9 protein-coding genes and 5 pseudogenes are annotated in these 12,774 nt (G+C 68.1%); 9 read left to right on the top strand and 5 right to left on the bottom strand.

From position 1 onward, the window contains the following. Positions 1-159: 159 nt before the first annotated feature. A complete protein-coding gene (locus AMK10_RS19480; RefSeq protein WP_274535345.1) occupies positions 160-1,002 on the bottom strand; it encodes an NADPH-dependent F420 reductase in 843 nt (280 codons plus the stop codon). A 131-nt stretch (positions 1,003-1,133) separates the two neighbouring features. Here AMK10_RS19480 and AMK10_RS19475 point away from each other — a divergent pair, with 131 nt between their 5' ends. Further along, a complete protein-coding gene (locus tag AMK10_RS19475; RefSeq protein ID WP_073749071.1) occupies positions 1,134-1,985 on the top strand; it encodes a helix-turn-helix transcriptional regulator in 852 nt (283 codons plus the stop codon). Between the two features lie 112 nt (positions 1,986-2,097). On the opposite strand, the gene AMK10_RS19470 is transcribed toward AMK10_RS19475, so the two are convergent. Continuing rightward, positions 2,098-2,475 carry a MerR family transcriptional regulator gene (locus AMK10_RS19470; protein ID WP_073749070.1) on the bottom strand — a complete coding sequence of 126 codons (378 nt, stop codon included), beginning with the start codon at positions 2,473-2,475 and terminating at the stop codon, positions 2,098-2,100. A gap of 75 nt (positions 2,476-2,550) precedes the next feature. Between AMK10_RS19470 and AMK10_RS19465 the strand changes: the two genes are divergently transcribed. Continuing rightward, the gene (locus tag AMK10_RS19465) at positions 2,551-3,279 is read left to right on the top strand and encodes an SDR family oxidoreductase (protein WP_073749069.1); all 729 of its coding nucleotides are present in this window, start codon (positions 2,551-2,553) and stop codon (positions 3,277-3,279) included. 226 nt (positions 3,280-3,505) lie between these two features. Further along, positions 3,506-3,722 (top strand): annotated as a pseudogene (locus AMK10_RS38700) (IS5 family transposase); the annotation flags it as partial. A gap of 66 nt (positions 3,723-3,788) precedes the next feature. Here the strand turns inward: AMK10_RS38700 and AMK10_RS19460 are convergent. After that, a complete protein-coding gene (locus tag AMK10_RS19460; protein ID WP_143194968.1) occupies positions 3,789-4,757 on the bottom strand; it encodes a WD40 repeat domain-containing protein in 969 nt (322 codons plus the stop codon). A gap of 744 nt (positions 4,758-5,501) precedes the next feature. Beyond that, positions 5,502-5,891 (bottom strand): hypothetical protein, encoded by a 390-nt coding sequence (locus AMK10_RS19455; RefSeq protein WP_241839586.1) that lies wholly within the window; start codon positions 5,889-5,891, stop codon positions 5,502-5,504. 139 nt (positions 5,892-6,030) lie between these two features. Between AMK10_RS19455 and AMK10_RS19450 the strand changes: the two are divergent. Beyond that, positions 6,031-6,432, top strand: a pseudogene (locus AMK10_RS19450) (transposase); the annotation flags it as partial. Here AMK10_RS19450 and AMK10_RS19445 read toward each other — a convergent pair. Next, positions 6,349-6,603 (bottom strand): hypothetical protein, encoded by a 255-nt coding sequence (locus tag AMK10_RS19445; protein ID WP_241839584.1) that lies wholly within the window; start codon positions 6,601-6,603, stop codon positions 6,349-6,351. The pseudogene AMK10_RS19450 and the gene AMK10_RS19445 overlap by 84 nt on opposite strands. Before the next feature lie 582 nt (positions 6,604-7,185). On the opposite strand from AMK10_RS19445, the gene AMK10_RS19440 reads away from it, so the two are divergent. The 5 genes and pseudogenes from AMK10_RS19440 to AMK10_RS19425 form a co-directional block, all read left to right on the top strand. Beyond that, entirely contained in the window at positions 7,186-7,953 is a 768-nt protein-coding gene (locus AMK10_RS19440; RefSeq protein ID WP_073749351.1) for an SDR family NAD(P)-dependent oxidoreductase, read from the top strand. 49 nt (positions 7,954-8,002) lie between these two features. Continuing rightward, a pseudogene (locus tag AMK10_RS38075) lies at positions 8,003-8,161 on the top strand (IS5/IS1182 family transposase); the annotation flags it as partial. Positions 8,162-8,461: 300 nt separating this feature from the next. Continuing rightward, positions 8,462-10,606, top strand: coding sequence for a cellulose binding domain-containing protein (locus tag AMK10_RS19435; RefSeq protein ID WP_073749066.1), 2,145 nt, complete (start codon positions 8,462-8,464; stop codon positions 10,604-10,606). A gap of 732 nt (positions 10,607-11,338) precedes the next feature. After that, positions 11,339-11,467: pseudogene (locus AMK10_RS38515) on the top strand (sigma factor-like helix-turn-helix DNA-binding protein); the annotation flags it as partial. Between the two features lie 492 nt (positions 11,468-11,959). Beyond that, positions 11,960-12,399, top strand: a pseudogene (locus tag AMK10_RS19425) (hypothetical protein); the annotation flags it as partial. Positions 12,400-12,774: the final 375 nt, after the last annotated feature.

Genomic DNA, 12,774 nt, shown 5'->3' with positions numbered 1-12,774 from the left:
CGACGGCACACAGACCCTTCCCGCACTGCGGTCCGGTCTCGGAAACCGGAGGGCCTGTGCGCCGTCATGCCGAGTCCTGGCCCGGACGGGGCCGGGGTCACCCGGCCCGCAGGGCAGCCTCAAGGACTCCGGACGACAGAACCCGAGCGCGCCCGGGTGCTACTTCTGGACGGTGCTCGCGCTCGCCTGGTCCATGAAGATGGCGACATGGGCCGGAGGCATTGCCGCCAGTGTGCCCCCGATCGGCGACGGCCGCTCCGCGCTCTCGATCAGCTTCCTGGCGGCCTCGGGCGAGACGGGCGGGACCGGCTGCTCGAGGTAGAAGCTCTTCTCCTCGTCCGCGGCGAGCCCGTCCGGAATGGCGGGGGCGTACGGCCAGAAGTAGAGGGGCGTGTTGGGTTCGATGCGCCAGCTGTCGGCGAGCGAGCCGGCATCGACCACGTCGTAGCCGACCTCCTCCAGGAACCGCGTCACGACCGCCTTGGCACCGGCGTCGTTGCCGGAGATCGCCATGGTCGTCCGTCCGGGATCGCCCTTCGGACGGGCGTTGGAGTACATGTGGTTCCAGTCCAGGTTGTGCAGCCCCTTGACGACGAGGGAGTTCTCGAGGTGCCGCTGTACGAGCTCACTCGAGGTGAGCTCCCCGGTGTCGAGCTCCGCGTTGCGCCAGAACTCGGGGTAGTAGTTCGTCTGGTCGATGACCACCTTCCCGGCCAGCTTGTCGGCCGGCAGTGCTTCGAAACTCGCGATCGGCACGGAGAGCGCAATGATGTCGCCCGCCGCGATCGCCTCATCGACACTTCCGGCACGCGCGAGCGGGCCCAGCTCCTGAACGCGTTCCGAAAGTGATTCCGGGCCGCGCGAGTTGCTGAGCACGACCTGGTAGCCCGCGTCGACGGCCAGACGCGCGACGGCGCCGCCGACCAGGCCGGAGCCGATGATCCCGATGGTGTGTGTCATCACCGATGTCTCTTTCTTCGAAAGGGCGCCAGCGGGCCGCAAGGTGCCGTGTGCCTGACGCGCTCGGACGTATGAGTCGATGCTCGGCCCGGCCGTATGGGCGCACCAGGCGTTGTCGTCCCTGGTAGTCCGCGTACCACCCAGCTCCTGACGGGCGGGCTCATACTGAGTCCATGAGCACGCACACAGAGCTCGGCCCAGCGTTGCGCGCGTGGAGAGAGCGCATCCGTCCGGCCGACGTAGGCCTGCCGACCACGGGCAACCGACGGGTTCCGGGTCTGCGCCGTGAGGAACTGGCCGTGCTGGCCGGCCTCTCCGTCGACTACCTCGTGCAGCTCGAACAGGGCCGCGCGAAGAATCCGTCGCCCCAGGTCCTCGCGTCCTTCGCGCAGACCCTGCGGCTGAATGCCGTGGACCGCGAACTGCTCTACCGGCTGGCAGGTTCGGTGGTGCCGCCGTCCGGTTCGATGCCACGCGAGGTGCCGCCCGGTGTACAGCGCATGATCGACCGGATGAGCGACACTCCGCTGGCCGTCTTCACCGCCGCCTGGGACATCGTGCAGAGCAACCCGCTCTGGGGCGAGCTGTTCGGCGGCACGGCCGGGTCCGATGCCCGGTCGAGCAATCTGATCTGGGGCCATTTCGCTGCTCCCCACGTCGCCGGCGCATCCCGTATCGAGCGCGACGCCGTGCACGCCGACGCCTTCGAGCGCATGATGGTGTCCGACCTGCGACGGGCCGCCGACCGGTACCCGGACGACCGCGCCGTCACCGAACTGATCGACGGGCTCCGCGAGGCCGACCCCCGCTTCGCCGACCTCTGGACCCGCTACGAGACCCGGCCGATCGGACGCTCGCACAAGACAGTCGTCCACGCCGAGCTCGGCGAGATCGTCCTGGACTGCGACATCATGACCATCGAACGCGCGGACCTGCACATCGTGCTGAACTGGGCCGCTCCGGATACGGGTGCCGCCGAGAAGCTCGCCGTCCTGCGCGAGCGGGTGTCCGCAGCGGCACACTGAGCCCAGGTGCCGCGCCCCCTTGCGGGCGACGCCGGGCCAGGACCGGACGCAAGTGCGCGTTCGGTCAGTACTCCAGCCGGAGATCGCTGGTGCGCCGTCCGGCCGGCCTCGCCTACGGGTGCGTGTCCGTGAGCGCGATGACCTCGTCGAGGCGGTCCAGGGCGGCCTGCAGGTCGTCGACCTTGGCCTGGATGCGGTCCCGCTCGGTGCGCAGCATGGCTCGTTGCTCGGCGTCGGTGTGCCCGGAGTCCCAGCACGGAAGGAGTTCGGCGATCCTCCGGCTGGTCAGGCCGGCGGCGAACATCTGCTGGAAGAAGCGCACCAGGGCGACGGCGTCCTGCCGGTAGAGGCGCTGACCGGATGGGCTGCGCTCCGCGGTGAGCAGTCCCTGCTGCTCGTAGTAGCGCACCGCGCGCACCGAGACGCCGGCGCCCCGCGCCACCTCGCCGATGCGGACCAGCCGCTCGGCCGCGGGCTCCGTGACGGTCATGGTGACTCCTCTCACCTCGTCCCCGACGACCAGCGCTTGCCTCTGACGTCAACGTCAGGTTTTAGCGTAACGGACATGGACATCAACAACTCAGTCGCCCTTGTCACCGGAGCCAACCGTGGCCTGGGCCGCGCCTTCGCCCAGCGCCTGCTCGAACGGGGCGCCCGCAAGGTATACGCGACGGCCCGCCGACCGGAGACCGTGGACCTGCCCGGGGTCGAGGTGCTGCCCCTTGACATCACCGATCCCGCATCCGTGAGGGCCGCCGCCGAGGCCGCCCCGGACGTCTCGCTGCTCGTCAACAACGCGGGGATCCAGACGGGGACCGGCCTGGTGACCGGCTCTCTGGACGCGGTGCAGCACGAGCTGGAGACCAACATGTTCGGCCACCTGCGAATGATCCGGGAGTTCGCGCCGGCGCTCGCCAGGAACGACGGGGGCGCGATCGTGAACATCCTCTCCGCCATGTCGTGGTTCGGGGGCGCGGGCGCCAATGCCTACCACCTGACCAAGGCCGCCGCATGGGCCATGACCAACGGCGTCCGCCTTGAGCTCGCCGAGCAGGGCACGCTCGTCACGGCGGTGCACCTCGGTCTGGCCGACACCGACATGGCCGCGGGCTGGCCCGTGGACAAGATCGCGCCGTCGGACCTGGCCGATGCGGCGCTCGACGGTGTCGAGGCGGGCTCCGCCGAGGTCCTCGCCGACCAGTGGAGCCGGGACGTAAAGTCCCGGCTGCCACTGACGCCGGAAGAGTTCAACGTCGCGATGGACCGAGCTCTGGCGGCGCTCACGGCAGCCTGAGAGGCCCTCGGGCAGCGCCGACTTCGGCTGGTTGCTCAGGAGAGGGTGCGTACACGTCTTTTGACATGGTTTCGGGTGCTATCTGACTCGGCCTTGATGAGGTGAGTGCTACTCGAGATACAGGTGGTACAAGTGGGGCGTAAATGCCGTGGTCTCGCCTGTACTCCTCCTGCTGCATCCCAGGACGCCCCGTCGCGCAACGTTCACATCGCGCGCCTGACGCACGCACATCGCCTGCCGTGACCCGACCACCAGGGGTCTACCCGATTGCCCCGCCACTGGGCCGTCGAGCAGACCCCGGGCCGGCCCCTGAACCACCGACGCCTGGCCCGCGACTACGCAGCACACCCACACCGGCCCGAAGCAATGGTCAACCTCGCGATGATCGACCCATGCCCCGCGGACTCACCGCCAAATCCACCCCGGCACGGCGCGGAGCATGAACTGCACACACTCCATCAATTCGTGATGAAACAACGGGACGGAACACCCCCGCAGACCCTCGACGCTCAGACCAGGTGGTGGGTGGTCAGCTTCCCGCCCTTCGTCCCGGCGGCAAGCAGAGCACTACCGTCCGGCAGAGGCACCAAGGAGACATTGGACCCGATGAAAGTCTGTTCGAGCGATTCGCCGGACAGCAGGTCCCACTGGCGCACCATGTCCTGATCGGCAGTGAACAGTCGCATCCGACCCGAAACCGTCGCCGTCGCGATTCTCACCGATTCCCCCTCGACCGGAATCGGCGGTCCTACCTCCTGCCCCGTCTCGGCGTCCCAGCGGCATACGGCCTCGCCCTCCTCCACCACTCCGACGATCAGCGGTCGCTCGTCGTCGTACGCCGTGGTCAGCATGTCGATGTGAGGAGCGTTGATCTTTGCGCCGAATGACGACTCACAGTGGTCCCCCTGCCAGCGCCGTACTCCTTCGTAGTCTCCCGTCACGATCAAGGAGGGCCCGCCGCGCAGTTCTGCGAGGGTCACGGCAACCGCATCTCCCACATGTTCCAGCACAGGAGTGAGGGGCGCGCCTGTGACGGGGTCCCATATGTGCAGCCCGTTGACCCCTGTTCCGACCAACAGAGCCTGCCCCTGGCCCGTCACTCCTCCGGCGACCTGAAAGATCTGGTCCTCCCCGACCGCGTTGGCCAACAGCCGTCCGCTCACTCCGTCCCACAGGCAGAGGCCGCGCTCGTCCCCAGCAGCAATGCGCACGCGCCCGTCCGGGAGTACGAGCGCTGTCAATTCAAACGTGTCGGTGCAAGCGTTGTCGGGGACTTGGAGGTTGCCCTTTGGGCGGCCGGACTCGGCATCCCACCGGGTCAGCCGCCCGGAAGACGCAGTCACCAACTCCATCCCACCCGCAGGAGAACGGTAGATCAGCGGGGCTACCGGACCGTCGAAACCCGCGATCTCGATCCCAGGTCCCACCATCTTCGAACGCATCGGTTCCTCCCCCGCCATCACCACCCCATTCTTCATCTCTGGACTGTGGCTTGTCGGCGGGCCAATGGCCGGTCGGTGAACGCAGGGTGACGGGGGCGCCAGGCGAGCCGGGGTGGGCGAGACCGTTCCTCGGCGGAACGGCGACGGCGAGAACAGGTGCTGGATCTCGGCATTGGCCAACGAAGCCAGGTCCTCAGGTCCGGTGCTCACCCTCGGCCGGCTCCTGCGCCACCGACGTCCGGCCCGCGACCACGAAACCCACCCCCACCGACCAGCCGCCATGATCACATCATGACCCGCGGAATCCACGCCGACATGGCGCGGTGCATGACCATCCGCAACCACGCGATACGGGATGAAACAACCGGACGCCCCCCTGAAAGAGCGTTCGGTCCTTCGATGGGCGTCTCGTTGCGGTTCGGGTGGCGGGTGATGCTGGATCGACCGAGGTGCGAATGCCTGCTGTGGCAGGTGGGAAGGGTGGCGGCTCGCGAAGGCCCGTTTCGGTTCCTTCGCTCCTGCCTGATCCCATCACGCCCCTGGTCGCACCTGTTTGCACTCTGCCACGGGACGGCGGGCATCGGTACTACAGAAACATCGGAGGTCATCCATGCATGAGCCAACTCGCCGATCAGCACGCCGAGTCGACGGCGCCGAAGGCCGGTGAAGACAGGTTGGGACAAGGCCGTGCGGCCAAGGCATCGCGTCACAAGAGCACCCCACCCGCACGACCCCCTTCACGTCACGACGCACCTGCTGCGACTGTCGCGCGACATGAAGTCATTCCGCTCTCCGCCGCTTGCGATTGGGGCGGTGCGGGCGAACCAACGTGTCGAGCGCGCCCACGGCCGCACGGATGTGGGCCGGCCCGCGGCACAGCCGATCACCGGCGCACCACCAGGAGAGCTGCCCCTCCGCATCGCGCGGATGCATGCCCAGATCGTGTTCGGCGCACAGGGGCCACGCTTGCCATAGACGCTCAGCAACGGTCTCCTGCGCGGCGTCGGCGATGTCCGCCAGGGCATGAGCAGGGTCTTCTGCCGATTCCGGGTACAAGTGATTGCCGTGCCACTCACCGTTGGCCAGGGCAACGTAAACATGCTCCGGCTCGTCCGCCTCACAGGAAGGCAGAGCCAGCAGCTGAAGGGGCTCCTGCTCAGGAAGAGTCACCGCCAAGTCCCGGTTGAGGAGCGCGAGAGCCTCCTCCCACAAGGGGTACTCGCCCGGCGAGACGCGACGGGGCCCGGGGCGATCGAAGAGAGCATGCACAGGGCCATCTTCCACCGCTGACGGCCGACCTCCTCAATCGCGCCCCACGTTGTTACAGCCTGGCGGGCCGAACGAAGAGAGAAGGGCCTGGACATCGGTCGGCCACCTGAACACGACCTGCGCCGGATCATGGACGCCACCCCCTGCGTCGACCGCACCGGTACCCCGTGGAGGTACCTGCCGCACGACTTCGCCCCGTGGGAAACCGTGAGAAACCGTCTACGGATACTTTGCCACCTGGCAGAAGGATGGCGTCTTCGACCAGCTCAACGGACTCCTCCGCCGACTGGCCCGAAAGGCCGAAGGCCGCGACGCAGAACCCACCGCCTGCATCCTCGACACTCAGAGCGTCAAGACTTCAGCCAACGTGCCCGGCACCGGTCAGGGCATCGACGCGGGCAAAAAGATCGCAGGCCGCGAACGGCACATCGGCGTCGACACCGAAGCAGTTGCCGTTGACCCACACCGTGACCGATTCGGGCCGATGGTCGACCTGGAACGGCTCGTCACCACGCAGAGTCCACGGCCATGATCCATCCGCTGCAGGCGAGTGGGTGGCAACGACCCACGTCTGCTTCGGGAGCAGTTGGTACGTATCCGCCCGGGGCTCCACGGTCAGTTCCAGCGCACCTCCCCGCCGTTACTGAGAAACAGCCGCGCTGTTCCCCTGTGACCCTTCCCGGTACCCCTCCTCGCCTCTACGGACGATCCCGCGTTCAACCGCAGCCCCTTCGGGCGCACACGACCCGATCGTCACACGCGCGATCACCTGATCAAAGCGGCTTCGTCACCCGAGTTATCAAACAGCCCTGCCGGGACGAAACGCTCTTTTGAGGCCGGTCACTCGATGCGCGGTCGTGGATCTTCCTGCCGTGGCCACGCGCCGGTGGGAGCGGGCACTCGCGGGCGCGCGTCCGCTCCCACCGCCTCACCCTTCAAGATCCACGACTACGACTGGAGTACTGGACGCTACATCTCAGGACACTTGGACGATCCGTAAACATTTCCGGACTTCACGTTATGGAATGCACTGAGCTCTTTCCTGCAGAGTGAGGACATGAGCCGCCCGGAAGCCACCGATCACAACGGACGCCGATAAAGCCAGGCTCCGTCGGTCACCGGCTGTCCGGCACGGCGCATCGGGCGCGCATCGACGCCCGATCAACGAAATGAACTCACCCCTTGAGGAATGCTCGTGTCACAGTCACTGGCTGGAAAGACCGCTCTCGTCACCGGAGGCTCGCGCGGAATCGGGCGCTCGATAGCCGAGCGGCTCGCGAAGGAAGGCGCACTTGTCGCCCTGACGTACAACGCGAGCAAGCACGGCGCGGAGGAAACGGTCGCGGCCATCGAGAAGGCCGGTGGCAGCGCTTTCGCGATTCACGCGGATCTCGTCGACGTGGAGTCCGTCCCGGACCTGTTCACCCGACTCGACGACGAATTCACGCAGCGCAAGGAAAGCACGGCCCTGGACCTGTTGATCAACAACGCGGGAAACTCCGGCTGGGGCGGCCTCACGGACGCCACACCGGACAGCTGGAACACCATGTTCGCGGTCCACGCCCGCGCACCCTTCTTCATCGTCCAGTCAGCTCTGAGCCGGCTCTCCGACGGTGGACGGATCGTCAATGTCTCCTCCGGCGCGGCCTCGCGACCGATGCAGGCGGTCCCCGTCTACTCCATGGCCAAGGCGAGCATCAACAATCTGACTCATGCGCTCGCCATGGAGCTGGGCCCCAGGGGAATCACGGTGAACGCCGTTGCGCCCGGCTGGGTGCGCACGGACATGAACGCCGCAGTCCGCGAGAACTCCGACATGACGGCAGCGATCGAAGCGGACACCGCTCTGGGACGCTTCGGTGAAGTGTCCGACATAGCCGCCGTGGTGGCCTTCCTGGCCTCCGACGAGAGCCGTTGGGTGACCGCGCAGGTGATCGAGGCAAGCGGCGGCTACAAGCTCTGATTCGCCCGGAGCCCTGCGGGGGCCTGTCCGGCGGATCGTGATCAGCACAGGGCGTCGGCCGGTCGGCTTCGACCAGCCGACGGACCGGCGCCGCAACGAGGTCGAGCGGACGATCCAACCGATCGAGCACTCCGGAGCGGTGGCGACGCGCTTGGACATCCGGGCCCACCTCTTCCACGGCACCGTCACCGCCGCCTCGCTCCCTCTCGGGCGCAGTTGCCGATCTGCGGGGGTGAGGCGGAAGTACCCGCCTCACCCCGCAGGGGACGGGCACCGGACCAGCCGACCGCCCCCGTCACCTGCCCGTCTCCGTCCGCCCGGTGGCACGGCGAGGCAGTACGGCTCGCGAACGGCGCCAAGCGGGACGGTCCGCCCCATTGACGCGGTCACGCCTCCCCCACATCATCCTGGGAGCGCTCCCACGAGCGTCGCACCGAAGGCACCCCACCGACCACTCACACCGGGCGTCCTGCCGATCGACGCGGCGCTCGCCCGAGGAGGACACGTCATGCCTCTCATGCAACTCCCCGCCACCGGCCGGTCGAACCGGCCACGTCGCAGACCCGGAAGATCAGCGGGCAGACGCCCCGCCGCCGCGCTCGTCTGCGCCCTGGCCACGGTCGCCGCCCTCGCCACCGCTCCCCCGGCGCCCGCCGCCACCGGCCGGACCGCCACGGCGACGGCCGCCGACGAGGCGTCGGCCGTCGAGGTCTCCGTCAACGCGGGGGTGGGCCTCGGCACCATCGACAAGGCGGCGTTCGGCGTCAACCACGCGCTCTGGGACTCGCACATGAACGACCCCGAGGTGACCGGCCTGCTGGGCGAGGCAGGCGTCGGCGTGATGCGCTACCCAGGCGGCTCCTACGGCGACATCTACCACTGGAAGGACCACACCGCCCCCGGCGGTTACGTGGCGCCCGGCACCACCTTCGACGAGTTCATGGGCAGCGTCCGCGCCACCGGCTCCCAGCCGATGATCATCGCCAACTACGGCACCGGCACCCCGCAGGAGGCCGCCGAATGGGTCCGCTACGCCAATGTCACCCGCGGCTACGGGGCGAAGTACTGGGAGATCGGCAACGAGATCTACGGCAACGGCCACTACGGCGGCGGCTGGGAGGCCGATGACCACCCGGACAAGAGCCCGCACGAGTACGCCCGCAACGTCCTCGCCTACGCCGAAGCGATGAAGGCGGTCGATCCGTCGATCAAGATCGGCGCCGTGCTGACCACGCCGGGCGACTGGCCGGACGGCATCACCGGCCCGGGTGACTCGGCCGACTGGAACCACACCGTGCTGTCAGCGGTCGCCGGGACGATCGACTTCGCCATCGTGCACTCCTACCCGGGCGGCGCCACCGCCGACGAGGCCCTGGACCGGACCGCCCGGCTGCCCGGACAGCTCCGCGAGGTCCGCCGGCAGATCGACCGTTACGCCGGGGAACGCTCGCCGAAGATCGGCATCGCGCTCACCGAGGTCAACTCCAACGTCCAGATGAACAGCCGCCCAAACGGCCTGTTCGCCGCGGACACCTACATGACGGCACTGGAGAACGGCGTCTTCAACGTCGACTGGTGGAACGTCCACAACGGGCCCACATCGGCGGAGACGGTGGACGGCGACACCGACTTCAACGACTTCGGCCTGCTCTCCAGCGGCGGCTGCGTCGGCGACGTCTGCCAGCCGGCGGTGAACACGCCGTTCCACCCGTACTTCGGCATCAAGTCGCTGACCAAGCTGGGCCGTCCCGGGGACACGATGGTCGCCTCCTCCACCGACAGCGACCAGGTCTCCGCGCACGCCGTACACCGGGCCGACGGCACGCTGAGCGTGATGCTGATCAACAAGGACCCGCTGAACTCCCACACCGCGGACATCGGTTACGCCGGATACACGCCCACTGATCAGGCACCGGTCGTACACCGTTACGGCCGCGGCGACACCGATGTCACCCGGGTGGCCGCCACCGCCGGGGGCGACCAGGTCCTGCCGCCGTACTCGATCACCACGATCACCGTCGCCCCGCACGCCGCCACGACCTCGGTCGGCGCGCCCGGCGCGCCGAAGACCACCGCCGTGGACAGCTCGACCGCCACGGTGAGCTGGACGGCCCCCGCGACCGGCAAGGCGGTGCGCTACGAGGTGTACGAACGCCTGGGCACCAACGCCCAGTTGCTCGCCAGCTCGACCTCCACCTCGGCGACGCTGCACAACCTGCCGCCGGGCTCCGAACACACGGTCAACGTTCTCGCGCGGGACGCCGACGGCCGCCTCTCGCGCCCCTCGGAACCGCTGACCTTCGCCACCACGGCTCCGCGCGACAGCAGCTGCCTGGTCAACTACCGGGTGGACAGCGGCTGGGGAAGCGGATTCGTCGCCACCGTCACGGTCTCCAACGTCGGTGACGCCCCGATCAACGGCTGGACCCTGGACTTCACCTGGCCGTCCACCGGCCAGTCCGTGCAGAGCTCCTGGAACGCTAACCTCACCAGTTCGGGCACGCGCGTCCATGTGACCGACAACGGCACCAACGCCGAGCTGGCCCCGCGCGGCGGCTCCACCGCCACCTTCGGCTTCGTCGGAGCCAACGACGGCGCCAACCCCACCCCGACGACGTTCACCCTCAACGGCACGGTCTGCCGCACCTCCTGATCCACCGCCCTCGGCCCGTCCCGTCCTCCGACGGGCCGGGCTGCGGGAGAGGACTTCCTGAGCGGGCAAGCCATGCCGAAGAATCATGAACGTGACGTCATGAGAATGGCGAACTGCCGCCTCTCTCTTGTGAACGGCCACCGCGCGTCCTGAGCGCCACGGCCCATAGTGCACGGGAGGTTGGACGATGGAGCTCACTGCCGCACTCTTGTCCGCGGTTGTTCCTCTGGTCCCTGCGGTAAAGCGCTGGCTGGACAGCATGGCGCTTCGCAACCGGACTTCGGCCCGGGCCCGGATAAATCCGTGCTCGGTCGGCCCATCAGGACGCCTCCCGAGGTACGGCCGCGGAACGGAAATCGGAGGAAGGCAATGGCTGAGCGTGAAGTGGAGCCCGTTGAGGCTCTGGGTACTCTGTACGCCGACTACCGGGTCAGCCTCACAAGCACCGCTCAGTAGGCGCTCCTCGCCCACGGCATCCCGGAGTCCGTCGTCTCGGCCGAGGATCTCGTGCAGAACGCCTTCGCCAAGGTGCTGCGCCGTCCGACGTCTGTCGAGTACCCCGTCAGCTATCTGCGCGTGGTGATCCGCACGGAGGCAGCCAACCGGGCGCGTCAGCAGGCCCGACACAGTGGGCTGGAAGCGCGGCGCGCGGCTGATCCGCTGCGCTTCGACCCCTTGCAGTCCCCGGACGTGGCCGCGTTGGTGGCCAACCGCTGTGCCGTCGAGCAGGCCATGGGCGCCCTGACTCCCTCGCAACGCGCCGCGGTATGGGCAACGAAAGGGCTGGACTGCACCCAGGCCGAGACTGCGGTCATGATGGAGAAGGCGCCCGGCACTGTCGCCGTTCATGTCTCGCGTGGCATGGCACTTCTGCGCGCGAGCCTCGTTGCCGCCGTCGTCGCCGGCATCGTCTGTGTGGTGGGCCATTTCATCGACGAGCCGCTGCAGGGCACCCCTCCCGCGAGGGAGCCGAGTATGGATTCCAGCCCGCTTTCCCCACAGTGGTGGTCCGGGAAACCAGCCCTGTTGTCCGCCCTGTACGCGCACTGGCCGGTGTTCGGCCCGCCGGCGCTGATCGTCACGTGTGGCGTTGTCTGCTGGCTGTGGCGGCGCTTCAGAGCCCACGACAGGGCCGAGACACCATTCGGCACCTGGTGGGGCCTCCGGCGGACAGGCCAGGCCTGGCAGAGTTCGACCAACCAACTCGGGCTGCCCTTCACCGCTCGCGAATTCACCCGCGACGCGATCGTCTTCGTGGCCCCGAGTGACCTCTCCGCCGAAGCCGTGCTGAAGGGTTCGGAGGCGGTGACCATCCTGATGGAGCGAAAGCTGGGCCGCATCGTTCACCTGGAACTGTTCGGGGGCCTCTCGTCGCGACAGCAGAGTTCCCCTGGCAGTCGGCTACGGAACGCATTCGACCTGACCGGCTGGTCCAGAGGCGAACTCGCCAGAATGGTGAACCGGCAGGCTGCCGCCCTGGGGTACCGGCAGCTCACGACAGACACCTCGCGGGTGCGCCGTTGGCTCGACCAGGGAGAGATCCCACGCGATCCCGTACCACAACTGCTCGCCGCCCTGTTCACCGAGCGTCTCGGTCGAGTCGTGACCGCCGAGGATCTCGGCATGACCCGTCCCGCAAGCGAGTGGGCGCGCCGCAGCAGTACGGAGCAGCAGAACCCCGATGCACTGCCGTGGGCGCCCGAGCGGACCGCCGTGGTGCTCACGGAATTCACGGCATGGACCTCATGCTCGATCGCCGCGGCCTCGTAAGCGCGAACGCCGCGCTCTCAGCCGATCAATCGGACCCGCTGTCAGGGAACTTCGCGACAAGGACAGTCCCGTCGAATGCCGGGCCGGGAGTATCAGCGATCTGAGTTCCGGCTCGCCTGCGGCCCTCGACTCGCCGCCGCGAACCATGCAACTGCGACCCCACGGGTCCATGAGCCAAAGTGCTGGGCCTGCTCCCCCGCCCCTGGCCTCCCAGGACTCACGCCCTTACGTGGACGGCACTTCCCGCGGCAGACCGCACGGCTCCTGAGTCCCCGGCGACCCAGCGCAAGTATGACGCTCCGTCAGGCTTCAAGTAGCCGCTGGTTCAGCACAGCTCAACGGTAGGTGCCGGTCTGCCAAGGGTCGTAACACTCGGGAAGGTCGCGCCAGGGAGCCCT

It is taken from the genome of Streptomyces sp. CB02058 (assembly GCF_001905505.1).
GTDB lineage: Bacteria > Actinomycetota > Actinomycetes > Streptomycetales > Streptomycetaceae > Streptomyces.
The sequence above is the reverse complement of the archived record's forward strand: the minus strand, read 5'-3'. Positions and strand labels throughout refer to the sequence as shown.

Coding starts and splice junctions, on each gene's coding strand:
- AMK10_RS19475 (WP_073749071.1), top strand. CDS start 1,134: ATGAGCACGCACACAGAGCTCGGCCCAGCGTTGCGCGCGTGGAGAGAG.
- AMK10_RS19470 (WP_073749070.1), bottom strand. CDS start 2,475: ATGACCGTCACGGAGCCCGCGGCCGAGCGGCTGGTCCGCATCGGCGAG.
- AMK10_RS19465 (WP_073749069.1), top strand. CDS start 2,551: ATGGACATCAACAACTCAGTCGCCCTTGTCACCGGAGCCAACCGTGGC.
- AMK10_RS19460 (WP_143194968.1), bottom strand. CDS start 4,757: ATGAAGAATGGGGTGGTGATGGCGGGGGAGGAACCGATGCGTTCGAAG.
- AMK10_RS19435 (WP_073749066.1), top strand. CDS start 8,462: ATGCCTCTCATGCAACTCCCCGCCACCGGCCGGTCGAACCGGCCACGT.